18 protein-coding genes, 2 tRNA genes and 2 pseudogenes are annotated in these 26288 nt (G+C 30.2%); 11 read left to right on the plus strand and 11 right to left on the minus strand.

Going from position 1 to position 26288, the window contains the following annotated elements; translation table 11 throughout:
- Positions 1-110: 110 nt before the first annotated feature.
- Together rpsT and MR76_RS00165 are read right to left on the minus strand one after the other, a co-directional pair.
- Positions 111-398 carry a 30S ribosomal protein S20 gene (rpsT, locus tag MR76_RS00160; protein WP_024071680.1) on the minus strand — a complete coding sequence of 96 codons (288 nt, stop codon included), beginning with the start codon at positions 396-398 and terminating at the stop codon, positions 111-113.
- A 212-nt stretch (positions 399-610) separates the two neighbouring features.
- A complete protein-coding gene (locus MR76_RS00165) occupies positions 611-1324 on the minus strand; it encodes a lysophospholipid acyltransferase family protein (RefSeq protein ID WP_024071681.1) in 714 nt (237 codons plus the stop codon).
- Between the two features lie 1218 nt (positions 1325-2542).
- On the opposite strand from MR76_RS00165, the gene def reads away from it, so the two are divergent.
- Both def and MR76_RS00175 read left to right on the plus strand, forming a co-directional pair.
- On the plus strand, positions 2543-3085 hold the full coding sequence (gene def, locus MR76_RS00170) for a peptide deformylase (RefSeq protein ID WP_044171396.1): 543 nt from the start codon (positions 2543-2545) through the stop codon (positions 3083-3085).
- Positions 3086-3115: 30 nt separating this feature from the next.
- Positions 3116-3901, plus strand: a complete 786-nt coding sequence (locus MR76_RS00175) for a uracil-DNA glycosylase (RefSeq protein ID WP_024071682.1) — start codon at positions 3116-3118, stop codon at positions 3899-3901.
- A 918-nt stretch (positions 3902-4819) separates the two neighbouring features.
- On the opposite strand, the gene recF is transcribed toward MR76_RS00175, so the two are convergent.
- From recF to MR76_RS00190, 3 genes are all read right to left on the minus strand, one after another.
- Positions 4820-5941 (minus strand): DNA replication/repair protein RecF, encoded by a 1122-nt coding sequence (gene recF / locus MR76_RS00180; RefSeq protein ID WP_024071683.1) that lies wholly within the window; start codon positions 5939-5941, stop codon positions 4820-4822.
- A 405-nt stretch (positions 5942-6346) separates the two neighbouring features.
- Positions 6347-7258, minus strand: coding sequence for an ornithine carbamoyltransferase (argF, locus tag MR76_RS00185; protein ID WP_024071684.1), 912 nt, complete (start codon positions 7256-7258; stop codon positions 6347-6349).
- A gap of 348 nt (positions 7259-7606) precedes the next feature.
- Positions 7607-7906: a cell wall anchor protein gene (locus MR76_RS00190; protein ID WP_144445919.1), complete on the minus strand. Its 300-nt coding sequence runs from the start codon at positions 7904-7906 to the stop codon at positions 7607-7609.
- 319 nt (positions 7907-8225) lie between these two features.
- On the opposite strand from MR76_RS00190, the pseudogene polA reads away from it, so the two are divergent.
- The 5 genes and pseudogenes from polA to MR76_RS00215 all read left to right on the plus strand — a co-directional run bounded on the left by polA (position 8226) and on the right by MR76_RS00215 (position 16343).
- Positions 8226-10813, plus strand: a pseudogene (gene polA, locus MR76_RS00195) (DNA polymerase I).
- Between the two features lie 907 nt (positions 10814-11720).
- Positions 11721-12407, plus strand: coding sequence for a ribulose-phosphate 3-epimerase (gene rpe, locus MR76_RS00200; protein ID WP_024071686.1), 687 nt, complete (start codon positions 11721-11723; stop codon positions 12405-12407).
- Between the two features lie 519 nt (positions 12408-12926).
- Positions 12927-13724, plus strand: coding sequence for an MlaE family ABC transporter permease (locus MR76_RS00205; RefSeq protein WP_024071687.1), 798 nt, complete (start codon positions 12927-12929; stop codon positions 13722-13724).
- Between the two features lie 11 nt (positions 13725-13735).
- Positions 13736-14452: an ATP-binding cassette domain-containing protein gene (locus MR76_RS00210; RefSeq protein ID WP_024071688.1), complete on the plus strand. Its 717-nt coding sequence runs from the start codon at positions 13736-13738 to the stop codon at positions 14450-14452.
- Between the two features lie 52 nt (positions 14453-14504).
- Positions 14505-16343, plus strand: coding sequence for an ankyrin repeat domain-containing protein (locus MR76_RS00215; protein WP_024071689.1), 1839 nt, complete (start codon positions 14505-14507; stop codon positions 16341-16343).
- A gap of 76 nt (positions 16344-16419) precedes the next feature.
- Here the strand turns inward: MR76_RS00215 and MR76_RS00220 are convergent, their stop codons facing one another.
- Both MR76_RS00220 and glnA read right to left on the minus strand, forming a co-directional pair.
- Positions 16420-17397: a polyprenyl synthetase family protein gene (locus tag MR76_RS00220; RefSeq protein WP_024071690.1), complete on the minus strand. Its 978-nt coding sequence runs from the start codon at positions 17395-17397 to the stop codon at positions 16420-16422.
- 208 nt (positions 17398-17605) lie between these two features.
- The gene (glnA, locus tag MR76_RS00225) at positions 17606-19015 is read right to left on the minus strand and encodes a type I glutamate--ammonia ligase (protein ID WP_024071691.1); all 1410 of its coding nucleotides are present in this window, start codon (positions 19013-19015) and stop codon (positions 17606-17608) included.
- 214 nt (positions 19016-19229) lie between these two features.
- On the opposite strand from glnA, the gene MR76_RS00230 reads away from it, so the two are divergent.
- The 3 genes from MR76_RS00230 (at position 19230) to hemA (ending at position 21821) form a co-directional block, all read left to right on the plus strand.
- Positions 19230-19303 (plus strand) — tRNA-Lys (locus MR76_RS00230).
- A gap of 27 nt (positions 19304-19330) precedes the next feature.
- Positions 19331-20581 (plus strand): tyrosine--tRNA ligase, encoded by a 1251-nt coding sequence (tyrS, locus tag MR76_RS00235; protein WP_024071692.1) that lies wholly within the window; start codon positions 19331-19333, stop codon positions 20579-20581.
- Positions 20582-20624: 43 nt separating this feature from the next.
- The gene (gene hemA, locus MR76_RS00240) at positions 20625-21821 is read left to right on the plus strand and encodes a 5-aminolevulinate synthase (protein WP_024071693.1); all 1197 of its coding nucleotides are present in this window, start codon (positions 20625-20627) and stop codon (positions 21819-21821) included.
- Positions 21822-21831: 10 nt separating this feature from the next.
- Here hemA and MR76_RS00245 read toward each other — a convergent pair whose 3' ends face one another.
- Positions 21832-22200: a YraN family protein gene (locus tag MR76_RS00245; RefSeq protein WP_024071694.1), complete on the minus strand. Its 369-nt coding sequence runs from the start codon at positions 22198-22200 to the stop codon at positions 21832-21834.
- A gap of 1225 nt (positions 22201-23425) precedes the next feature.
- Here MR76_RS00245 and secF point away from each other — a divergent pair.
- Positions 23426-24307, plus strand: a complete 882-nt coding sequence (gene secF, locus MR76_RS00250; RefSeq protein WP_024071695.1) for a protein translocase subunit SecF — start codon at positions 23426-23428, stop codon at positions 24305-24307.
- Positions 24308-24663: 356 nt separating this feature from the next.
- On the opposite strand, the gene MR76_RS00255 is transcribed toward secF, so the two are convergent.
- The 3 genes and pseudogenes from MR76_RS00255 to MR76_RS00265 all read right to left on the minus strand — a co-directional run.
- A tRNA-Cys gene (locus tag MR76_RS00255) sits at positions 24664-24738 on the minus strand.
- Positions 24738-25637, minus strand: a complete 900-nt coding sequence (locus MR76_RS00260; RefSeq protein WP_024071696.1) for a class I fructose-bisphosphate aldolase — start codon at positions 25635-25637, stop codon at positions 24738-24740. The genes MR76_RS00255 and MR76_RS00260 overlap by 1 nt, the downstream gene beginning before the upstream one ends.
- 266 nt (positions 25638-25903) lie before the next feature.
- Positions 25904-26268 (minus strand): annotated as a pseudogene (locus MR76_RS00265) (tyrosine--tRNA ligase); the annotation flags it as partial.
- Positions 26269-26288 lie beyond the last annotated feature (20 nt).

The raw sequence follows: 26288 nt of genomic DNA on the forward strand, positions 1-26288 counted from the left end.
TGTACCGCTCTAGAGAACTAGCCTATAATTATAGGAAGATAAATACTATAAGAACCTAACATACCATACATAAAAAAATACTAACTTTTGCAAAAACTGAGTATTGGTTACTACACAGCTTTTGCTTGTTGTTGTAAATCAAATATTTTCAATTTTTGTGCCATACGACTAATTTTTCTTGCTGCAGTATTTCTGTGTATAATTTTTTTATTAACACACTTATGTAAATTTGACTCAGCTTTTTTAAACATCTCAACCATTAGTTCCTTGTTTCCTAAAGCTAGAGCAGCCATAAATTTTTTTATGTAATTATGTGCTTTGCTTTTTCTCATACGATTAACCATAGTGCGTTTCTTTATTACCTTAATCATTTTTTTAGCACTTGGGTGATTTGCCATATCTAAATAACCTATCTTATCCTTCTCTGTATAAACTTTATAAGTAAATTTCGATCAATGCAAGAGTTTTATATATTTGTGATGTTTCACAAAAAGGTAGAAAAGAAAAATATAGTTTAAAAAGTTATTTTTCATTTGTGATTATACTTGAATTAACATGCACCCCATACATAATTAAAGGAATATTATGAGCGGTAGTAGGAATGGGCAGGTTATTGTTGTAAAGCCTCCTTAATGAGTAAATCGCTTACTGTTGAAATTCTTGTTTCAAGTTCATTTGTAAATTCTTGTTTGGTTAGTCCAGGATAGATAGGAGGTAAAATTTGTAAGATAGCTTTACCAGGTCTTTTTTTTGAGGAGCAGATACTAGCTGGCCAGAATAGACCAGTATTGACTGCTATTGGTACTATAGGAATTGATAACTGACTATATAGGGCTGCAACACCTGATTTTATAGTGACTTTTTTTCCTGGTATTGCTCTTGAGCCTTGAGGAAAAATTATAACTGTTCTTCCTTCCTTTACATATAGGCTTGTTGTTTTTAATATATGTTTTAAAGCTTGAATTTTTTGGTGACGGTTAATGAATATCATTTTTAGTAGCATGAAATATATACCAAAAATTGGTAGATACCTTAACTCTTTTTTTAGAATATATGCTGGGTCTTTAAATATAGTAAACAGTATTAACGTCTCCAAAGGAGATTGGTGTTCCGATGCAATAATATATGGAAAATTGTTAGGTAGGTTTTCGTAGCCACGTACTTCATAACCTATTTTGTCTATAGTTTTACATAAAAATAATATTACTTTTATACCATGAACTGAACATTTTATTTTTAGTGACATCGGAAATATCAAGTATAATGGTAAAAGCGTTATAGCATGTAGTACTGTAAAAAGTGTTGATAATATATAAAACAGCATTATGAATCTAATGTCCTGGTATTTGCTTTATATAATATAATCTATAATTCTAAAGACAACCTATTTTTAATATTTAAAATAGGTATTAGTTTTAAACTATCACTTTTCTTGTAGGAGATTGTTGTTGTAAACATGGATAAGTAAATCAATTTGACAGATATGGGTTATGCAGATGAGTATACACAGCTATTTTTATATAATCTGAAGATAAAATTATGTAAATATGTTAAAAAATAACACATGTAGTTAGTGTTTACTAAAGTTCTTTATACACGATATAATCAATATATATTAATAAGTATTATATAAACATCGGAAATTTACAATACTTACAGTAATAATATAGAAGTGTAAGTGAATGAACTTAGAATAAATGGTAATGATTGTTCATAAATTGATGTTCTACTCTTTTAGAGTCAGAATCCTAGATTTTTTTAGTAATACAAATAGTAGAGTAGGTGTGTGGTAAAACTTAAGGGTAGCCTGCAGGGTAGTAACATAAATGCCTAAATAAAAAAGTATTTATATAATATCTTCTCTTAGTATAATTTTATATGGTATGAGGGAAGTGAATCAGAGGTAAATTTAACTTATAGCGTTAAAAATGTGCATGTGTAAAAACTATAGTAGTCTATTGTTTGATATAGATTGACCATTTTGAAATAGTATTGTTAGAGTGTCTGCCTTGGCATGAATTTTGTCTATAGTGGGAAGAGAGTAAATTGGCACTATATGAATGAAGGTACCAAACTGTTGTACAGGTATGTTGTTATGAATGAAGGTACCAAACTGTTGTACAGGTATGTTGTAAGGAAAGATAACCTTATAATTAATAAAAAGGCTGTGGTATAAGGACTATGAGAATGCTTAAGATTTTTATGAGCATAATTCGTTTGTAAGGTGAAGTGTTTAATAGGTTGAAATATTGATAGAAGGAATATGTATCTTTAAGGACAATAATGAGGATTTTTGGGTTAATATTTTGATACAGTAATCAACAGGTTTTATTGTTAGGTATTCCATGATCCACTTCCTTCAATAATTTTGTAGAATAAATGGTATTGCATTTATTCTCTATAATGGGCGTCAGATACAGGTATCGTAAGAATGTCATATATAGTACTATAGATGAGGTAAGGTTGTGTAAACTTGAATTAATATTTGTTTTTATGTAATATAGTAGGCTAGTGTTAATAACAAACAGTTATAAGGAAATCAATGTCAGTTTTACCAATTGTTACTGTTCCTGATAAAAAATTGTCGTTATATTCTGAAGAAGTTAAAGAAGTAGATCAATCTATAAAAAAGTTAGTTGATGATATGTTTGAAACAATGCACGCTAACCAGGGACTAGGGTTAGCTGCTGTTCAGGTTGGTATTCATAAACGTATTCTTGTTGTGAATGTGCCAGAAGAACTTGGAAATTCTGAGGATATTGAAAATAAAATAGAAGGTTATGAACTATATGGAGGACCTTACTGTATAATTAATCCTAAGATTATTGATTTATCTAAAGAGACAATTAATTTAAGAGAAGGGTGCTTGTCTGTTCCTGGTTATTTTGATTATGTAGTGCGTTCTCAGTATGTTACTGTTCAATATCTAGATTATAATGGTAATGAGTGTATAATTAGAGCTCAAGGATGGCTTGCTAGATGTTTAGAACATGAAATTGATCATTTAAATGGGATTGTGTTTTTAAAGTACCTATCTAAGTTTAAACGTGATTTTGCAATAGAAAAAGTGAGAAAAAAAGAATAAATTGACCTATTATAATTGTTGGTGTTGATAGTGAGTGACTTAGACTTGTTGGAAGTATTAAAGTTTTATCATGAAAGTGGTGTTGATTGTACATTAGAAGATGTAGAGTGTAATATTCTTGCAAATAAAAATCTATCTTTACAAAGTAGTAATAGCACAGGATATGGTATGGAAGGGAAAAAGGTAAGTATTAAAGAAAATACAGAAGAGTACTATTTATTAAAAGCTCAAAATCTTGCTGAACAGTGTAATACCATAGAGCAGTTGAAAAGTGCTATAGAATCTTTTGATGGATGTGATATAAAAAATTTAGCGACAAATACTGTATTTGCTGATGGAAATCCTCAAGCAAAAGTAATGTTAATAGGAGAAGCTCCGGGGGCAAATGAAGATTTAAAAGGTATCCCGTTTTGTGGTGCTAGTGGTATGCTACTTGATAAAATGTTACAGGCAATAGGCTTTGACAGAACTACTGTGTATATTAGTAATGCTGTGTTTTGGCGTCCCCCTGGTAATAGAAGGCCAACAGATTTTGAAATAGCAGTATGTAAACCTTTTGTAGAAAAACATATAGCTTTGATTATGCCTAGAATATTAGTATTAGTTGGAAGTACTGCATGTTATTCTATGCTTGATTCTAAAAATCCTATATCCAAACTTAGAGGGAGATTTCATTCATATAGTAATCAATTTTTTCAGCATAGTATTACTACAGCTATTATATTCCATCCATCATACTTATTACGTCAACCAATGCAGAAACGTATTGCTTGGGAAGATTTAAAACAGATTAAACGTTATTTTGATACTTTATAATGTGAAAATAGTGTGTTTTTATACAATTTTTTTAGCATAGTATTACTATTATATTCCATCCATCATACTTATTACGTCAACTAATGCAGAAACGTATTGCTTGTGGGAAGATTTAAAACAGATTAAGCGTTATTTTGATACTTTATAATGTGAAAATAGTGTGTTTTTATACAATTTTTTCAGCATAGTATTACTACAGCTATTATATTCCATCCATCATACTTATTACGTCAACTAATGCAGAAACGTATTGCTTGTGGGAAGATTTAAAACAGATTAAGCGTTATTTTGATACTTTATAATGCGAAAATAGTGTGTTTTTTATACAAAATATGCTTTAGGGTGTGCTAAAGTTTGATGCGTATGAGAAGTGTGTGTGTGGGGTGGGGGGTAGTTATTTAGTGTTTATGTTGAGAAACTGTTTAGAAAGTTTGTAATGGATCAAGGTTACAATGTAAGAATATTTATACAAATACTCTCAAAAATCTGGGATTTAAATTGTGTTCTAAATAAATTTGTTTTGAACATATGTTGTAGTGTGCTACAAATAAGCTAGCAATTAGTTTGGTATGTACAGAGATACTGATAAATTCGGTTTTATATAATTTTTAAATCAAGACTATTTCAATAAACAGTTGTCAGCTATTATTAATTTGATTATTTAGAATGTGAGTTAATGATATGTGTGATATTTATTAAGATGAACAAGAACACTATGGGGATTTTTGATTATTTTGTTAGGAAATTTTATGTGGATGCAGTAATTATGTGTATAAAGCGTAAAATATATTTCTACTGTGTTTGGTATGATTTATAGAATATTTTATGTATAAGTGTCATCTTCTAAAAAGAATTATTTAGATTTATGTTTAGTAAGAATTGTGATTGCTTGAAAGTGCAAATATGTTTTATGGTACATTAAATATTATTGTGAGTTATTGTATTGTTTGCTACATGAAAAAACTTAAAATGTTCTCTATATTTTGTAAAGTTTTGTTGTGTAAGATCGATATCTGTCAACCATACTTGGCATTTTATATTTCTTATGGTTTCTAGTAATTTTTCTTGATGGTGTGCGTCTAAATGGGACATTACGTCATCTAGTAATAAGATTGGATATTCTTCAATGTTTTGTTTTGCTAAGACAGAAGATAAAATTAATGATAATAATAGAATTTTTTGTTCTCCGGTTGAACAATGATTAGCTATTAAGTTTTTTTCTAAATGAAATATTTGAAAGTTATCATTATGGACTCCGAAATTTACTAGATTACTTAATGAATCTTTAGTTCTATTGTTCTTTAAATGTTCTTTGTATAGCTCAACGGAATTTTCTTGATTTAATAAATCAGATACTTGACTTTGGATTTTTATAATTGCTTTAAAAAAAGCATGGGATTTACTGTTTTGAGATAAGATATTTTGTAATATTTGTAAAACATTGAATCTTATTCGTGCAATGTTCATTCCATTATCTGCAATGATACTCTCTAAACTGGATAACCAGAAATTGTCTATAGAGTTATTATGTAATAATTTGCTGCGTTCTTGTTTTGCCTTGTTGTATTTTATAATATATGTAGCGTATTTTGTGTCGAAGATATGTGCTATTCTGTCGAAAAATCTTAATCTTTCACTTTGTGATTTTAAGAAGATATGATCTAATTGTGGTATCAACCATATGACATTTGTAATTTTATGTAATGTAATGTAGCTTTGGTTCTTATTACTGATTAGAATAGTGCGTTTATTATTATTTCGTGAAATTGCAATTGGATAGATACCATTTTGTGTATGAATTTGATATGAAACGCTCCATGGAGCGTTAGATGCACTGTTTTGCATACTTTCTGTGTTAACTCCTCTGATACCAGTACCTTTTGATAGTAGAGAAATTGCTTCTAATATATTTGTTTTTCCTACACCATTTTTTCCAAGTAATACGACTGACTTACTAGAAGTATCTAACTCAAGGTTTAAGTAGTTACGAAAATTTACTAGCCGCAAATTGTGTATGTAAGATTTTTCTACAGATGACATCTAATAATATTCCTTTTTTTACTTAGAGTGGAAATTTTATACTTATATCAATTTTTTCTGCAAGGACTACGCACTTGTTATATGAAATAACTATGAAGATTTCATATTAATTTTTGAATTGTAAAGCTGTATTGGGTGAATACTTATTGTCTTGTAGTTTATTTGTGAGTTCTGTAATTGATTTTATTCATCGTTTAAAAGCTTCTTATATAATAATAAAGTTCATATGTTCTTATAAGGAAGTGGAAAATAGACTGTCTGTAAGATCTGTGTATTTGTCTTCAGTTATAGTGTTAGTCTGTTACTTCTGAAGAAGTTGTCATACTGCAAGAGATTTATTTTATTATTTTAAAAACTTTTAATTGTATGGACTTAACTTAAAGTATGTAGCAATATAGGCTTGTCTTATAACAGATTTAAGCACCATAACATAATTGCTTTTTGAATATGTAATCTGTTTTCTGCTTCGTCAAATACGTATGAATTTGGTCCATCTATTATTTCAGATGTTACTTCTTCTTCTCTGTGTGCAGGTAAACAATGCAAAAACATATAGTTGGGTTTAGCTTTTTTGAGAAGATTAGCATTAACTTGGTATTTAAAAAATTCAGTTTTGATTTTATTTTCAAAGCCCATTGAAACCCAGGAGTCTGTAGTAATGATATCTGCATCTGGAATGATATTATAAGGATTTTTATCGTATGTAATATTATTGCCTTTCTCTTTTGCCTGTTTGAGTAATAAATCAAGATTTTCTGAGTATTCTAAAGTTGAGATGTTTAGTTTAAAGTTTAATACTGTTGCAGCGTGTATCCAAGATACGAGCATGTTATTGAAGTCTCCAATCCAACTTACTGTAGAATTTTCTATAGGACCCATTTTTTCTTCGTAAGTCATAATGTCAGCTAGAACTTGGCATGGATGACTATGTTGTGTAAGACTGTTAATTATTGGGACTGTGCTGTGCTTATCTAATTCAAGTAGAGAATTATGTTCTAGTATTCTTATTACTATTAAATCAACATATCTTGATAGAACTTTAGCTGTATCATAAATAGATTCACCTCTTGCTAGTTGAGTATCTTTTTCATTAAGAATAATAGCATTTCCACCTAATTGATTAACTCCAACTTCAAATGATATTCTTGTACGGGTTGATGGCTGAAGGAATATTAAAGCTACATTTTTATTTAGTAAATGCTTTCTATATAAGTTAGGATTTTTTTTAATTGTAGAGCCATAGTTTAAGATTGTCGTTAGCTCTTCCTTCGTATGTAAATTAAGATCTGTAAAAGAACAAGTACTTGATTTATTCATGACATTTTATAACCTAACTCTAGAATTTAACTCTTACTATTGATGTAAAAAACAGTATAACTACTAAAATTATTAGTAAGACTAATAAGATGTAATTTTTGCTTTTTTTATTACTTGAAGTCTTCACTGGAAAATGCCTTCTTATGTAAACGAGATAATAAGGAAAACGGCATTTCAACATAAAATATATTTAATGTCAATAGTTTTTGCTTGTGTATACTTGGTACTTTATATTTACTACTGCCCATCGATTTGTGAATTTTAAGTTTCTTATATAAAATGCTTACATATACACAAGTTTGAACTCAATGTATGGCTAGTAAAAAAACCTGATCTAAAAAGGTTAGATTACTGTGTTGATGAAAAATACTCTTTGAGTGAATGCCATAGATCTTTGAGGAAACTAGATTGTTTAGAAGTATTTGATTTATATATTATTTCTGCATCATCGGATTCTACTTTTTTAAGATTAATGAAATCCATATTATTTAAAGTAGTATCGCTATTCTGTGTTTGTTTATCTGATGCTGCCGCTTGAGTAATGTTATTGGTGTCAAGGCTTTCAAGTTTATTCTTATTTCTAGTGGTTGTCTTTCTTGGGGTAGCTCTACTTTTTTGTGTTGTCCCAGTGTTGTTTGTGTTTGTCATATTTAGTATACCCATAATTGTACTTACTAAAAATATTAATGTGATTTTATTAAATAAGAGATAATTTTGTTGAAAAAACTTTTTCTAATTAATTTCGTGTTGTTTATATGTAAACATGTTTTTTTATGGTATGTTGTTCTATATTAAAGATATAAGAGATTTTAATCTGCATGATTAATTGTTATTGTATAGAATTCTACTATGCTTTAAGTCCAGTGAAAACTGCACAAGTTTTATAATCCGTTTGATTGTGGAATTGTGTGTACTAATAAGATTGTAAAGTGTAGAATTTGTAGATTTTATATAGCATGTTTAAATAATGCGTGTTTTTACAATTATAGATGCTTATGGGCTACTCTTCAGAGCATACTATGCTTTACCAAATCTTAGAACATCTTATGGATTGCCTATTGGTGGGGTTTATGGTTTTATAAATATTTTTTAAAGTATATAGAAAAACATAAAACTGATTATTTAGTTGTTGTATTTGATACTGGTAGTAAAAATTTTCGTCATGATATATATCCAGAATATAAAAGCAATCGTCCTAAACTTCCTGATGACTTAATATCACAATTTTCATTGTTAAGAGAAGCCGTCAGTGCTTTTAACATAGCTTCTGAGGAGGTGGTAGGATATGAGGCGGATGATGTAATAGCGACTTTAAGTAAAAAATATTGCAAATTACAAGATATTAAAGTGACGGTTGTAACATCAGATAAAGATTTATTACAACTTTTAAAATACGGTATTTGTATATTTGATCCGATGAAAAATAAATACATTAAGGAAGAGGATGTACAAAGTAAATTTGGCATATCATCGAGTCAGTTGTTGGATTTCTTATCTTTGACAGGAGATGCATCAGATAATATACCTGGGGTTCCAGGTATTGGAGTTAAAACAGCAGCGAGGTTGCTTAATGAGTTTAAGTCATTAGATGATTTGTTATTGCGTGCACATGAAATTAAAACAAATAGATGTCGTGAATCAATAGTGCAGTATAGTAGTCAGGCGATATTATCTCGTAAATTGGTAATTTTGGATGACAAGATAGATATATGTGGGGATATAGAAAAATATGTTTTTCAGGTTTCTAAGATACAAGAATTAGTAGAATTTTTTAAGAAGTATGAATTGCATTCTTTAGGAAGTAAAGTTAATAAGATTTTAAAAACAACCACCTCATCTACTAACCAAGATTCTCATTATAGTAGTGATACTATGATTGATAGCAAGGTTATACACTACTCTGCTGAGTCACTTAAGGTATTTATTGAAAACTGTAAAAGTGAAGGAATAATGGCCTTACATATAGAAGCAACCGATAATACTATTGATAGCATTTCTTTATCCTATAGGAAAGACGTATTGCTCCATATTGATAAAGATCATATAGATAGTGCATTAGAGTTTATTAAATCAGTGCTTAGTTTAAATTATGTGTTAAAAGTAATATATGATGTAAAGACATTGTTGAAAATTATTCCTGATGTGAATATTATAGCTTTTGATGATATTATGATAATGTCGTATGTTCTAAATCCAAGTATCCATAATCATTCATTACAAAATCTAGTTAGTTATAATGTTAAGCAGGATGTTACTAACGTAGAAGCTACGACTTTATTGTTGTTGCATGAGCTATTTAAGAAGGGGTTATTTACAAATCAATTGTATACTATCTATGAAAGAATTGAGAAACCATTGATTCATGTGTTAGATAGCATGGAGAAGACTGGTGTATTGATTAATATTGATATTTTAAAAACATTGTCGTCTACTTTTTCAGAGAATATCGATATGCTAGAAAGTGAAATATATGGACTTTCAGGAACAGAGTTTAATATTGCATCTTCAAAACAGTTAGGAAGTGTCTTATTTGATAAGATGGGTATAAAGAAGGGGAAGAAATTAAGTTCAGGTAATTATAGTACAGATGCTGAAGTTTTAAATGATCTTGTATTCAATGAAGTTGAGATAGCGGATAAAGTATTAAAATGGCGTCATTTTACCAAGTTAAAAGGTACTTATACTGATGCTTTAGGGAAGCAGATAGATAGTAATAGTGGAAGAATACATACTTTTTACTCTATGATATCAACTGCTACTGGTAGGTTGAGTTCAAGCAATCCAAATTTACAGAATATTCCAATTAGGAGTGAGGAAGGTACTGCTATAAGAAGAGCGTTTGTTGCAAAAAGAGGATACAAGCTAATTTCTGCTGATTATTCACAAATAGAACTGCGAATAATAGCACACATAGCTGATGTACAGGCATTTAAAGATGCATTTTTCTTAGATCAAGATATACATTCAATAACAGCAAAACAGATATTTGGCACCCAAAATTTAGATAAAAACTTAAGAAGAAAGGCAAAATCAATAAATTTTGGTATAATTTATGGTATGAGTGCGTTTGGTTTAGCTAAACAGCTTGGTATTTCTAAGTCCGAAGCAAGTGCATATATTGATAACTATTTTAAGTCATATCCGGAAATTCAATCTTATATTGATAATATTAAGATTTATGCAAAAACTCATGGTTATACTAGAACTATTTTTGGTAGAAAATGTTTTATAAAAGATATTAATAGCAGTAATGTTATGGCGAGAAATTTCTCTGAAAGGGCAGCTATTAATGCTCCTTTGCAAGGGACATCAGCTGATATAATAAAAATGTCAATGATTCGCTTGTTTGATAGAGTTACAAATGGTTCACTTATACTGCAAGTGCATGATGAATTGCTATTTGAAGTTTTAGAAGAATATGTAGATTACACAATAGAAATCATAACAGAAGTAATGGAAGGCGTGATTAAGTTGTCAGTACCATTAAAAGTTGATGTCTCTGTAGGAGATAATTGGGCTGATCTAATCCCATATAGTAAAGACAGTAGACTTTAGTTATGTGTTTGATGTTGACGCTAGAGTTATTTAGGATCAGTTCCATTGGAGTTGATAGTACTATTTAGTGTCATATAGTAAAGACAGTAGACTTTGGTTATGTATTTGATGTTGACGCTAGAGTTATTTAGGATCAGTTCCATTGGAGTTGATAGTACTATTTAGTGTCATATAGTAAAGACAGTAGACTTTAGTTATGTGTTTGATGTTGACGCTAGAGTTATTTAGGATCAGTTCCATTGGAGTTGATAGTACTATTTAGTGTCATATAGTAAAGACAGTAGACTTTAGTTATGTGTTTGATGTTGACGCTAGAGTTATTTAGGATCAGTTCCATTGGAGTTGATAGTACTATTTAGTGTCATATAGTAAAGACAGTAGACTTTAGTTATGTGTTTGATGTTGACGCTAGAGTTATTTAGGATCAGTTCCATTGGAGTTGATTAGTATTGATTTAAATACTATATAGTAAAAATAGCTTTAATATAATTGTGATAATACTATATTTTGTTAGCTTAAAAAAATGTAATGTTATTGTTAAGATAGTGGTGATGTGAAATAACTTAATATTCTAGTGTCATGAATTAAAGTTATATTGCTGTAATTTTCGTAAATTATAGATTAAGAGTATTTATTTGCATGGATTGTATTAAGGAGTGAATTAAAAATATTTAGTCACTAATTTTATAAGAAGCTTGCTTTAAACATTTTTAGCTTAGATTATTAGGATAGTAATTGCAGTTGGATTGTATGTGATTTTTACTGGATTTGATGTGATTTCTTTATAGTATGTGTAATCTCAAATTCTATCAAAAAAGATCAAAAGTATTTATTGTTTTTCTACATGCTTGAAAATTATATGGAATTCAATAGACTGTAAACTATATGTTTCATTATCAAAATTCACGTGTTAGCAAAAAAAAATAATTTTAATAAAACAAAAGTTGTAGAAATATCTAGTTCTATACTATCAGCAGATTTTGCTAATTTAGGTAAATCAGTAGAGATGCTGGTAGATGCAAGTGTAGATTATATCCACATAGATGTGATGGATGGTAATTTTGTACCTAATATTACTATAGGACCTCTTGTCATTTCTGCGATAAGGAAATATACAACTATTCCGTTTGATGTGCATCTCATGATTAATTCTCCTAGTAATTATATAGAAGCTTTTGTTGATGCAGGAGCAGATATGATTACTGTTCATGCGGAATCTGATATACACTTAGATCGTGTAATAAAGAAGATTAAATCTTATAAAAGAAGTGTTGGATTATCTCTTGTGCCAACGTCTCACTATAATATTTTAGAGTATATTATTTTTGAACTTGATCTTGTGTTAATTATGACGGTAAATCCTGGTTTTGGGGGACAGCAATTTATTGCATCTCAGTTGGATAAAATTTCATGTGTTCGTGACATGATAGAGAAGTATTCATTAAAAACTAAAATAGCTGTAGATGGTGGTATTAATATTGGGAATGCTAAAAGTGTAATTGAAGCTGGTGCAGATATTTTAGTTGTTGGGTCTGCAATTTTTAAGGCAGCTAATATGTTAGATTACGTACAGCAACTTAAGTCTTGTTTATAGGGTTTTTCATATTATGTTTATTGTAATTGGTAAGATATGTATCTAAGCTGATATGTGTCCTATTATTATTTTGAAACAAATCAGGATATACGTGGTAATATCTATAGTATAACATTGTACGAAATAAGCTAAAACAGGTGTTGTACTATAATATATGTGAGTAATTTTATAAAATCTTAAATTTTTTATATTAATGTATTATATGTAATCTTGGATTGAGTCTCATATAAATCACTAACATGATTTAATTTATGAGTATATATATTTAATATTTTAGTATTTGTTTCAAATGTTTATGATTTATAAAATTGTAGTTTTGTAAAGACAGGTTTTTTGTTATACTGACTTACTTAAGGAGTTTATTTAATATATTAATTAATTAGATATATCTCATTTCAATAAGGTTTAATGTAATTTTATGCTGATTTACAGCTAAAGGTTTTGTTATAACTAATTAAAGTAAGTCGTGTGGTATGAAGTTTATTTATGTTGCTACTTGAAAAGATGTGGTGTATTGTTATGCGCTTTTTACGTTTACATTTAATGCCATTTTGTTTGTTGCAAACTATTGGTAGGTACGTAATTAGTGTAGTTTTTAATATAGGACATTCTTTTATTTTTTTTGTAAAGTTTATATATAATTGTTTTATGCCTCCTTATTACTATGGGGTTCTATTAAAACAATTTATAGAAATATTCTTTTTCTCATTACCTATAGTTGGTATTACTGCAATGTTTACTGGTGCAGTGTTAATTTTACAGAATTCTCTAATAATACATAATGATGTTTCAAGTGATTTTGCTTCTGGAATAGTAGTTGTCGCTATTGTAAGGGAATTAGGACCAGTATTGATTGGCCTTATTATTGCAGGACGTGTGGGAGCAGCTATTGCTGCTGAAATAGGTACTATGCGTATTACTGAGCAAATAGATGCTTTGTTTACATTAGATACTCATCCATTTAAATATTTAATTGTTCCTCGTATTGTTTCTGCAATGATTGCTATGCCTATGTTGATTGTATGTACTGACTTAATTGGTGCTTACGGTGGGTATATTGTTGGTTCATATCAGTTGGGATATACTTCTGAAATGTATATAAAAGGAGTGATGCAGTTTTTGCATGTTCGAGATATTATCTTGGGTTTAGTTAAAGCGACAGTATTTGGTTTTATAGTATCCTTTATGGGATGTTATAGTGGTTATTATTGTAGTGGTGGAGCTAGAGGGGTTGGATTGGCCACTACTTATGTTGTTGTTGTATCATCCATGTTTATCATCTTGTTTAATTATATTATTACTGTATTTTATTCATAGTAGTTGATTTTATGAATTATATTTCTTTATCTGATTTACATGTAGATTTTCATGGACATCGAGTATTGAAGGGAATAAATCTTGATATTGCATATGGGGAATCATTAGTTATTGTTGGGGAGTCAGGTAGTGGAAAGTCTGTGTTAACAAAAACAATACTAGGTTTGATAACTCCTACTTCTGGTAAAGTGATTGTTAGTGGTGTTGATATTAGACATAATAAAAGCTTGATTAAAAATTTTGGGGTTTTATTTCAAAATTGTGCGTTGTTTGATAGTTTAACGGTATGTGAAAATATTGCTTTTAACTTACATTATAGATTTAATCGTGATAAACGGTTATCAAGGAGTATTGCTGCATCTGGATTGAATTTGGTAGGGTTGAGTAGTGATGTATTGGATAGATATCCTATTGAGTTATCTGGTGGTATGAAAAAGAGAATAGCATTGGCCAGAGCTATTGTTAGTGAGCCTAAAATTATGATCCTTGATGAACCAACTTCAGGGTTGGATCCAATAATGTCTGATGTTGTGAATGAAATTATAATAAAGTGTCATAAAGAATTTAATTTAACAGTTATTACTATTACTCATGATATTAGTAGTGCTTTTAAGATTGCGAGTAAAATAGCTGTGTTATATGATGGAAAGATTATTGCATGTGAGTCTGTCAGGAATATAAAAAATATAGATAATCAGTATGTCAAAGATTTTATATGTCGAAGTTGATACTTTTGATTTTGAATACAATGAGTGAGTTCTATATTAGGAGGGTGTTAATGTGTTAATTATTCGTAAGATGGCTATAACACAATATACTCGGCCTGTCTTATTTAGTGAAATATTAGCACATAATGTATCGTTTTTAAAGACACTAGAATCTCTAGAAGCTGAGGATGTTCTGTTGTTGAAAGATGAGCTTGGTTCAGTATTCTATTATTTAATTATGTCATTGTATGATATATCTGGAATTCAAGATAACTCTATTAATACTATAAAAGATAGACTTAAAACAGTGCTGCTGAGGGCAATTAGGCAATCTAGTATAGATGAAAGTCAGGTTGCAGGTTGTCAGGCTACTGAACTGAGAGAAATGTCCAATAAGTTAAAACTTGCATATCAATCTGTTTCTAATAGAGTATGCGAAACTTTATTAAATATTATTGGTAATGAAACTTCCCAAGAAGAAACAGATCCGGAGGTTATACAGCAATGCAAAATAGAGATGTTTGATTCTGTAAGGCGCGCTGTAGAGATCTTAGCTGGTAAAATTAATACGGCTGTTGCAGAACAAAGGATTTCTGTTCAGCAGGTTTCTGAATTTTTATCTTCTTCAAATGGATCTGGTGATGCTAGACTTCCTGGGGATATGATGAGTGCTTTAGTTCAATTGTATTTTCTAATTGATGAGTCTGAGTGTGCGGATTCCTCATATTTGCTAGTAAGAACATTTTTAATGAGTTTCTCTCAATATAAGCTTGATGCTCAAGGTAGGAATTCTATGCATTATGCTGTAAATATGTGTAATCAAAGAAAGCAAGAAAATTTTTTATGTGAAATAATACAATTATTAGTCTATGAAAGAATTGAAATGGTTGGTGAACCAGACAATTATGGTAATAACCCAATGCATTATGCAGCATGTGCCCCATATATGAATTATATTGTTATACAGTACTTTGCAAAAAATGCACCATTGATATTTACACAACAAAATGCTCATGGAGATACTCCATTACATGTTATGTCATATATGTATTTTATTAGTTTTGCAAAGGTGCTTTCAGCTTATAACGTACTATATCAGAATGATATGAATAAGAATCTGAAACCGATTGTAAACAATAAAATGAATATAAATGCGATAAAATGTAAACTTAGAATATCCGTACAAAATCAGAAAATGTTAGTCAAAGAAGTTAAGGCTTACATAGTGGAATGTATAGAGTCTTATCGATTATTGCTAACTATGGTATCTTTTGACCAGTTGTGTGAAGTCAAAAATAGTTTAGGGCATACTGTGTATGATATAATACACGCTAATATGACAAGCATATCTAATAAGAACCTTGAAGCTTTATTTAGAGATTTTTCTCAAGTGAGCAGTAGATTACCCATATATGATTCTAGAGTTGATGCACAACATGCTCTGTGTGTAAATTTATGTTTTTCAGATCAGTATAAAATTGTTGGTTACAATAGGTTTGGTCATGTATTATATGCTCTTACAAAACGTATGTATGACTTAATGTCTTGTAAATTTGCTGCAGTGTCTAATGCTAAAGCGACCTATGAGGCTATTAAGAATGAGCGTGGTGATTTTAAATTTTTGTTTTTACTTGTCTTGACGCTATTTTTAACCTTATGTGTGGTAAATGTTGTTTTAGGATTCAAAGTCAAGTCTATTTTCGGTCTTGAGCAAGGTGTATATAGGTCTGTGTTATTTTCAGTGATATCTAGTGTATTTTTTGCAAGTGTTAGTTTGTGTTGTTTTCTGTATGCTCAATATTCTAATCGTATCAATGATGAGATAATGAATCAAGAGGAACGAACTATAAAAAGTATATTGTTATCACATTTAGATATTGAAGAAATAGATATTGCTAAGAAAATTATGTAAATTTAAATATATTACTAGCCTTACTTGTCTTTAAATCCTCAATTTATTTGAATATAGCTGCGAAATATTTATCTGTTTAATATCCTCTATGTAGAATACAATCTAGTAGTTTGTTTAGATGCATTTTATAGTTTGACTCTGCAAAAATATTTAAACATGATTTTGCCTGATTTACATAGATTGTTGCAATATCTATTGATTTTTCAATCGCATTATGAGATTTAATGTAGGATATAGCTTGCTCTAAGTTTGAATTTACAGATATTTGGTCCCAGAATTTTTTTTCTTTTGATGTTGCATTTTGATATGCAATAATAACAGGCAAGGTAGTTTTGCCTGTAAAAAGATCATTTCCTAGTTTTTTACCAAATTGTTCTTCTGAGGCTGTATAATCTAAAATATCGTCCATGATTTGAAAGGAAATACCAAAGTTGTTTCCAAAATTTTTTAATGCTTCTTTTTCCTTATTGGTTACTTGGGCTAGAGTTGCAGCAGATTCACATGTTGCTCCAAATAAAGAGGCTGTTTTTGCAGAAATGATTTCTATGTATTTTTCCTTGGAAAGGTTTATATCGTGACTAGATATCATTTGTTGTACTTCTCCAACTATAATAGTATTAGATGTTTGAGATAGTATAGATAATATATTCAGATCCTTACACTCTATAAGCCATTGAAAAGATACAGCGAGTAAGAAGTCTCCTACTAGGATACTTGCTTTGTTTCCCCATATAAAATTGGATGTTTTTATTCCTCTTCTTATATCACTTTCATCGATAACATCATCATGTAACAATGTGGCATTGTGTATGAATTCAATAGCTGCTGCAATTAGTATTTTATTTGCATTATTACAATTTAGCATCTTACATATGATAAAAAAAATTATAGGACGTATCCTCTTTCCTCCAGATTTAATTAAGTGATATATAATTTCTGTAATTAAAGCAATGTGTTTATCATTTTGGTGTGAAATTAGAAATTCCATTTCTTCTAAGTCTTGTTGGACTAGTGACTTTAGTTGTAGAAATGTATTATTAAAGTTGTTTGTCATGTTTAATAGGTATCCAAATTTTTATAATTGCATGTATTGAGTTAGTATGTTGCATTGGGGTTTGAATATATATTGTGAAATTATGAATGCAAATAAAGACCTTCTTACTTAATAATAATCCAATGATTTATTAATTGCATCCCCAATTCTGAAATTTTGTATATAAACATGGCTCACTAACCGCATAACAAATACAACGTTAATTTGTTTAAGAGTTATAATAATTTATAAATTCAATGGGATGTGGATGTAACTGTAGATCTTTTGCTTCTAGCATTTTAAGATTTATATATGAATCAATTTGATCATTAGTAAATACGTTCCCTACTAACAGAAATTCTCTATTATTATCTAAACATTCTAATGCTTCTTCGAGAGAACTTGCTACAGAGGTTAATTGTTGTAGTTCTGTTTTATCTAGTGAGTATAAATTCTTATCTATTGCTGGTCCAGGATGAACTTTATTTTGTATACCATACAATCCAGCCATTAACTGTGCAGAAAAACACAGGTATGGATTTGCAAGTGGATCGGGAAAGCGTACTTCTATCCTTTTAGCATTAGTATCATTCTTTGATGCGTATGGTATGCGGATAGCAGAAGACCTATTTTCATATGAATAAGTCAACCAAGTTGGTGCTTCAAAATGTGGTACTAACCTTTTGTAGCTGTTTGTTGAAGGATTTGCAAATGCGTTGATAGCTTTGCCATATTTAATAATCCCACCTATATAATATAAGCAGGTTTCTGATATGCTGCCATCAGGATTAACAAAAAGATTAACATTATCTTTCCATAAGGACTGATGACAATGCATACCGCTACCATTGTCTTGTATTACCGGTTTTGGCATAAAGGTTGTAGTTTTACCATAAGACGATGCAACTCCATTCACTATATACTTACACTTTTGCACATTATCTGCGCTAAGGAGTAATTCATCATGCTGGAATCCGACTTCACATTGTGATGCAGCGACTTCATGGTGATGTATTAAGGGTATTATACCTACTTCTTTGAACATTGTTAACATTTCCGAGCGAATGTCATGTAATGAATCAGTAGGAGGAGTGGGCATGTAACCACCTCTAGCTTTTGGGCGGTGACTGTTAGAAAATTCTCTTTTTTGGAATGGAGTATCGTGTTCTGCAGAATCTATCTTAAAGTAAGAATTATACATTCCTGTGTGAAATTGTACATTGTCAAATATAAAAAACTCTACTTCTGGTCCAAAATAACACTTATCAGCAATGCCTGTAGATAGCATGTATTTAGATGCTTTTTGTGCTGTGTATCGTGGGTCTTTAGAATATGGGGATTGATTATATGGATCTACTATATTGCATATTATGACTAATGTTGATTGGGCAGAAAATGGATCAATAAAGGCTGTACTTATATCCGGTAATAATATCATATCTGATTTTTCTATTGACTGCCATCCAGGAATCGATGAACTATCAAAATTAATCCCTGCTGACAACACTTGTGCGTCTGTAGTCTCTGCACTACGTGTTATATGGTGCCATTTGCCATTAGAACCTGTAAACCTTAAATCAATAAAATTTATTGCATTTTTTTTTATGTAGTCTAAAGTATCCTCTATAGAAAGGAACATAATAAAATTACCCGGCTTGAAAACAGATAGGATATCAAGTTTTTTGTTGTTTTGCAATATGCATAATTTATAATTTATGGTTTATTAGAGATTAATTTGTCCTGCTATGTATATTTACTTGAATTGTATTGCTATTCTATTAAGAAAAACCTTTACTTAATTTTAGGAAAATGGTTCAATATACATTGTGGATATATAATATATTTTTGGTTGAGATCCCGTAGCTCAGTTCGGTAGAGCGTCTGACTTTTAATCAGTAGGTCGCGCGTTCGATTCGCGCCGGGATCACTGGTTTTTTAATAATCTGTTTCTAAAATGAAATTCAAGTCTCAGTTCTTAAGCGTTTTGTATTCTCGAGGATATTTTAATCAATGTACTAACGTTAGTGCCTTAGATCAATTAATGGCCCAACAATGTATACGTGTGTACATAGGATTTGATTGTACTGCTAAAAGTTTACATATTGGTAGTTTGGTGCAGATTATGGTTTTAAGGTACCTTCAAAAATTTGGTCATAAACCGATAGTATTGTTAGGAGATGGGACAACTAAAATAGGTGATCCTTCTGGTAAGGATAAGTCACGAGTAATGCTGTCTGCTAATGAGATTGAGGAGAATACATTAGGTATTTGTGAAGTATTAAAGAAATTTATTGTATTTGGCAATGGAACACACGATGCGTTGTTAGTACGTAACACTGAATGGTTAGATGATTTAAATTATATAGAGTTTTTAAGAGATATAGGTAAACATTTTTCCGTAAACAACATGTTGACTTTTGATAGTGTAAGATTGCGTTTGGAAAGAGAACAAAATCTTAGCTTTTTAGAATTTAATTACATGTTGTTACAGTCATATGATTTTGTGGAGTTAAATCGGCGTCATAATTGTTTGTTACAAATAGGTGGCTCTGATCAATGGGGTAATATTGTTAGTGGTGTGGAATTGGGTAGGAAGTTGAAATTACCAGAACTTTTTGGTCTTACGACTAATTTAGTACTTACAAGCTCAGGTGAAAAAATGGGTAAAACTGCACAAGGTGCAGTGTGGCTGGATGGTAGTATGTATAATCCTGTTGATTATTGGCAATATTTTCGTAATGTTAAGGATGAGGATGTAGGTCGTTTTTTAAAGTTATTTACGGAGTTATCTCTTGATGAGATAAAAGAGTTGGAGCTTTTGCAGGGACATGAGATTAATGAAGCAAAGAAAATATTAGCTACTGAAGCTACTAAAATATGTCACGGAAAGCAAATTGCTCAAAGTATTGCTAATGACGCGCTTAAAGTTTTTGAACATAATGATGATTCAGGTTTATCAGCTTTTTATGTGAGTAAATGTGATGTGGAGTTAGGATTACCTATAATAAAATTACTTCAAATATCTGGAATGGAAAAAACTAGTAGTAGTGCCAGAAGATTGATTAATGGTAGAGGATGTAAAATTAATGATGTAGTTTTGGTAGATATGAATTACAAGTTATCTTTAAAGGACTTTTGCAATACATACTATGTTAAGTTGAGTTGTGGGAAAAAGCGTCATTTAAAGATAATGTTAGAGGAGTGATTTTTGATTAGGTTTTATATTAAAGCACAGGGTGAAAGTAATTATGGTAAATTATGAAGAAATCTTTTTTAACCGAATTAAGCATATAAAAGATGAAGGTCGGTATAGAGAATTTACTGGGTTTTCACGTATTCCTGGCCAATTTCCTTATGCTATTGAATGTGGTGTAAATAATGTAGTTACTCTATGGTGTAGCAATGATTATTTAGGTATGGGGCAAAATGAACATGTGATTCTTGCTATCAAGAATTATAGTAGTAGTGTAGGTGCTGGTGGTACAAGGAATATTTCTGGAACTACAAAAGAAATTATTGAACTTGAAGAGTCATTAGCAGATTTACATAAGAAACCCGCTGCTTTAACTTTTGTATGTGGTTATGTTGCAAATCAGACTACTATCAGTACATTGCTTTCTGTGATTCCAGATATTGTAGTTTTTTCAGATGAAAAAAATCATTCTTCTATGATAGAAGGAATCAGAGGTAGTAATAGAGCAAAATATATATTCAAGCACAATGATGTTAGCCATCTTGAAGATTTATTGAAGTCTGTTGATATATCTGTGCCTAAAATTATAATATTTGAATCTTTATATTCTATGGATGGAGATGTAGCTCCAATTTCTAAGATTTGTGATTTAGCTGATAAATATAATGCAATAACTTATTTAGATGAAGTTCATGCAGTTGGTATGTATGGAAATCGTGGTGGGGGTATATCAGAGCAGGAGAACATATCTGATAGAATTACAATCATTCAAGGAACGCTTTCCAAGGCTTTTGGGGTTATGGGAGGATATATTGCTGGATCAAAAAATTTAGTGGATGTTATTAGAAGTTTTGCTCCTGGCTTTATTTTTACTACAGCATTATCACCGCTTATTGCATCATCTGCTAGAATAAGTGTTGAACATTTGAAAAATAGTTCTATTGAGAGGGAAAAGCAACGTGAAGTTGTGAGTAAAGTAAAGGAGTCTTTCTCCAAGGTTGGGATTAATTTTGTTAAAACAGACACACATATCATTCCTGTTATTATAGGTAATTCAATGGCTTGTAAGAATATTTCACAGGTATTGCTTAAGGAATACAAGATATATATACAGTCTATTAATTATCCTACTGTACCTGTAGGTACGGAAAGATTAAGAATTACTCCAACACCTTTTCATACGGATGAAATGATAAGTGAATTAACTCAAGCTTTAGTTAGTGTTTTGCGAAGATTTAAAATAATGGGTTAATCAAAGCAAGTTAAAGTTCTTGCCAAGCATGTGGGATATGTATCAATCCTTTTGAAAGTGAAAGAAAATATAAATCAAATCTTATGTTGTATTCTTCAAATTTTGTATGATACGTAATAAAGTATTTTGCTACTCTGACAATAGATTTTTGTTGTTTGTTGGTGATAGGAATTTCTGATCCAAGTATACTGGTTTTAACTTCTATGAAAACTAAGTATTTGTTCTTAAGAGCAATTATATCTGTTTCTCCTAGAACACATTTGTACCTATGTTTTATAATGTGATATCTTTTGCACTTTAAAAACCAGATTATTACTATTTCTCCCAAATAGCCTACAATGTTGTAAATGAAATGCTTATAATTCTTAATGTAAGACACTGTATAATGATAGAAATTATAAATAAATTAATATATATAGTTTCTATGTAGAAGGGAAACGTTTTTGTGTTTGTGATGACTTATGTAAGCTTACCCTAAAATAGATTTAGATCTATATTTATAATGTGATTTACATCGTAAAACCAGGTGCTACTATTTCTCCCAACAAGTAATATAAATGAAATGTTGATAATTCTTAGTCTAAAACACTGTATAATGATAGAAATTACGAATAAATCAATATACCAAGTTTTTCTTATGTAGAAGGAAACGTTTTTGTGTTTGTGATGACTTATGTAAGCTTACCCTAAAATAGATTTAGATCTATATTTATAATGTGATTTACATCGTAAAACCAGGTGCTACTATTTCTCCCAACAAGTAATATAAATGAAATGTTGATAATTCTTAGTCTAAAACACTGTATAATGATAGAAATTACGAATAAATCAATATACCAAGTTTTCTTATGTAGAAGGAAACGTTTTTGTGTTTGTGATGGCTTATGTAAGCTTACCCTAAAATAGATTTAGATCTATATTTATAATGTGATTTACATCGTAAAACCAGGTGCTACTATTTCTCCCAACAAGTAATATAAATGAAATGTTGATAATTCTTAGTCTAAAACACTGTATAATGATAGAAATTACGAATAAATCAATATACCAAGTTTTCTATGTAGAAGGAAACGTTTTTGTGTTTGTGATGGCTTATGTAAGCTTACCCTAAAATAGATTTAGATCTATATTTATAATGTGATTTACATCGTAAAATCAGGTGCTACTATTTCTCCCAACAAGTAATATAAATGAAATGTTGATAATTCTTAGTCTAAAACATTGTATAATGATAGAAATTACGAATAAATCAATATACCAAGTTTTTCTTATGTAGAAGGAAACGTTTTTGTGTTTGTGATGACTTATGTAAGCTTACCCTAAAATAGATTTAGATCTATATTTATAATGTGATTTACATCGTAAAATCAGGTGCTACTATTTCTCCCAAATGTCCTACAATGTTAAAGATGAAAGGTCTGTGATTCTTATTGAGAATCGTGTATAATGAAAATTATCAGTAAAGCTACTATGTCAAATTTTTTGATATAGGAAAAATAATTATTATACATTTTTAGTGTTTATTGCATTATGAAAAAGTGTTTTTTCTTGAATAAGTATTGGAAATCACATAGTCTTAGTGAGTTAATTTATAGTTTTGAGTAGTGGTTTTTCTTAGTGGTATAAATATAAATTTTTCTAAGTATAGGATATATGCTGTATCTTGTAGTGGTATTCTCATGCTTGTTTCAATATTGCTTGTTTTACTTAAAGGTATATACTTTGGTACAGATTTTGCGGGTGGTATAATAATCGAACTTCGTGCAGATCAAATAGATACTAGAAATGTTAATCTAAAACTGCAGGAGAATGGTTTTATAGGTTTCTCTGTGCAAGGTTTTAAAAATAATGATAAAGAATTAATGATTCGTTTTAAGAGTGAAAAAAATTCGAATCAATTGCATGCTATTGAAAAGATAAAAGGTGTATTAGAAGAAATACTAGGTGAAGTAACTTATTTGAAAATAGATTATGTTGGGCCACAAGTTGGGTATAAGCAGATTTTTGAAGGGTTATGCGCAATAGTACTTTCATTGTTAGGGATGTTTTTATATTTGTGGTTAAGGTTTCAGTGGAGTTTTGCATTAGGTGGTGTTTTAGCTCTAATACATGATGTTGTTTTAACATTGGGGTTAATTAGCTTATGTAATATTGAGTTTAATCTTTCTTCTACTGCAGCAATCTTAACAGTTATTGGTTATTCAGTTAATGATTCAGTAGTAATATATGATAGAATTAGGGAATTACTTAAGAAGAAAATACAAAGAAAGCTGCCTGATATCATTAATATGAGTATTAACGCTACTTTATCAAGAACAATATTGACGTCTGGTACCACTATGCTAGCATCTATTCCTTTAATGTTATTGTGTCAGGGTACAGTTAGAGAGTTGAGTATAATTGTATCTTTTGGTATAGCTGTTGGAACATATTCATCAATATTTATAGCAACGACTTCTTTATCTAATAGTATCAGCAAAGCTTAGGGTTATTGTAAGTGCTGTTTATGATAACAACTACTTCTTTATGTAACATTGTTAACAAAGCTTTTGAATGTTTTATTAGAACTTCTCCGATTAGTAATCGTAGTATTTTTCTGGTATAGTAATTGAGAAACTTTGTCTAGGTGTATAGTATTGCATTGAGATGTTTAGTTTTTTTGTGTTGTGATAAAATTTTCAATACATAATTCCAACAACAAGTTGTATTTTATCAAGCAATAGCTTAAATATTATTTCATGTTTTGAGGGTAATATTTTAAAGGTCATCGAGAATTTATTGCGGATTTCAATAATAGAACTTGTTACAATCAAATCTTACAAAAAGTTATCTTATGTTGAAATGGAGGCCAGGACCGGAATCGAACCGATATAAAAGGATTTGCAGTCCTCTGCATAAGCCATTCTGCCACCTAGCCTAATTGTTATAAATTTTTGCTATCTTTTCTATCATTGATATAGCATTACTTTTTGATCTTTGGAAGGAATTACGTCCTATAATCGATCCATCCCCTCCACCTAATTTTATTGACTGTACCTCTTGAAATAATTCTTCATCAGTTTTTGTTTCTCCACCTGAAAAGACAACTAATCTCCTTCGTGCAAAGCAAGATAATTTTATATATTCTATCCTTTTTTCTAAAGATGAAATGTCATAAGGTATAGAATCTCTTTCTATGTGACTTGTTGGTAACTTGACTTTTATGATATTTGCTCCAAGTGATGCTGCGATATGTGCAGCGTATGCTACTATATCTATTGCTGTTTCTCCTTGTTTTGAAATATCATTCCCTCGTGGGTATGACCATATTACAACTGCTAACCCTGCTGCTTTTGCTTCTGCAATAAGGTCTCTTGTTTCTCGAATCATAGAAAAGAAATTATGAGAACCTGGATAAATAGTTATTCCTATAGCTGAACATCCTAACTTTAACGCGTCTTTGATAGAAGAAGTTACCACTTGATCTAGACTATTTTTTGGAGAAAGCAACGTAGAGCTATTTAGTTTGAGTATAAGAGGTATAAGACCAGCATAAGTAGATGCTCCTGCTTCAAGCATACCAAGTGGAGCTGCATATGCACTAAACCCACCTTCAATAGCTAATTTAAAATGGTAATGTGGATCATAAGATTGAGGATTTTTTGAAAAGCTCTTAGTTGGCCCATGTTCCATTCCTTGGTCCACAGGTAATATCAACAACTTTCCACTCCCAGCCAATTTACCATGTAACAGCATTCTTATCAGATTTGCTTTTACTCCTGGATTCTCGCTTTCGTAAAACCCCAAAATATCTTGAATACGATTACTGACTAGCACAAAGTCTCTATACGTTAAACAAATGTAATAATATTAGCAAGTTTTTTGTCTACTACAAGAAATAAAATGTGTTTAACATATATATTAATGACTGAAGGTATTCATAAGTGGCTTGCATAGATGATAATTGATAGATAGATTATTAATATACATAGGGGGAGGTATTGTATAAGTTATGTGTCAGATTTGATATAATTTTAGTAATTCAACTTAGGTTTATTCGGAACAATTAGGAATAACATGTTTTGAGTATAAGTTATTTATCCTACTTTAAGCGCATCATTAGCAATACTTGTGAGCAATTTGCTCTCCGCGACATATTTTTAGTAGCTTCAGTAGCTAATATTTTCTTTGCTTCATTAATCTCATGTCTCTGCAAAAGCTCCAACTCTTTTATCTCATCAAGAGATAACTCCGTAAATAACTTTAAAAAACGACCTACATCCTCATCCTTAACATTACGAAAATATTGCCAATAATCAACAGGATTATACATACTACCATCCAGCCACACTGCACCTTGTGCAGTTTTACCCATTTTTTCACCTGAGCTTGTAAGTACTAAATTAGTCGTAAGACCAAAAAGTTCTGGTAATCTCAACTTCTTACCCAATTCCACACCACTAACAATTTGTTTAGAATAGATGGTGC

Source organism: Ehrlichia muris AS145 (assembly GCF_000508225.1).
GTDB lineage: Bacteria > Pseudomonadota > Alphaproteobacteria > Rickettsiales > Anaplasmataceae > Ehrlichia > Ehrlichia muris.

Bases quoted from the DNA above. Each gene is read 5' to 3' on its own strand.
- rpsT (WP_024071680.1), bottom strand. From the start codon at position 398: ATGGCAAATCACCCAAGTGCTAAAAAAATGATTAAGGTAATAAAGAAA.
- MR76_RS00165 (WP_024071681.1), bottom strand. From the start codon at position 1,324: ATGCTGTTTTATATATTATCAACACTTTTTACAGTACTACATGCTATA.
- def (WP_044171396.1), top strand. From the start codon at position 2,543: ATGTCAGTTTTACCAATTGTTACTGTTCCTGATAAAAAATTGTCGTTA.
- recF (WP_024071683.1), bottom strand. From the start codon at position 5,941: ATGTCATCTGTAGAAAAATCTTACATACACAATTTGCGGCTAGTAAAT.
- argF (WP_024071684.1), bottom strand. From the start codon at position 7,258: ATGAATAAATCAAGTACTTGTTCTTTTACAGATCTTAATTTACATACG.
- MR76_RS00190 (WP_144445919.1), bottom strand. From the start codon at position 7,906: ATGACAAACACAAACAACACTGGGACAACACAAAAAAGTAGAGCTACC.
- MR76_RS00205 (WP_024071687.1), top strand. From the start codon at position 12,927: ATGCGCTTTTTACGTTTACATTTAATGCCATTTTGTTTGTTGCAAACT.
- MR76_RS00210 (WP_024071688.1), top strand. From the start codon at position 13,736: ATGAATTATATTTCTTTATCTGATTTACATGTAGATTTTCATGGACAT.
- MR76_RS00220 (WP_024071690.1), bottom strand. From the start codon at position 17,397: ATGACAAACAACTTTAATAATACATTTCTACAACTAAAGTCACTAGTC.
- glnA (WP_024071691.1), bottom strand. From the start codon at position 19,015: ATGTTCCTTTCTATAGAGGATACTTTAGACTACATAAAAAAAAATGCA.
- tyrS (WP_024071692.1), top strand. From the start codon at position 19,331: ATGAAATTCAAGTCTCAGTTCTTAAGCGTTTTGTATTCTCGAGGATAT.
- hemA (WP_024071693.1), top strand. From the start codon at position 20,625: ATGGTAAATTATGAAGAAATCTTTTTTAACCGAATTAAGCATATAAAA.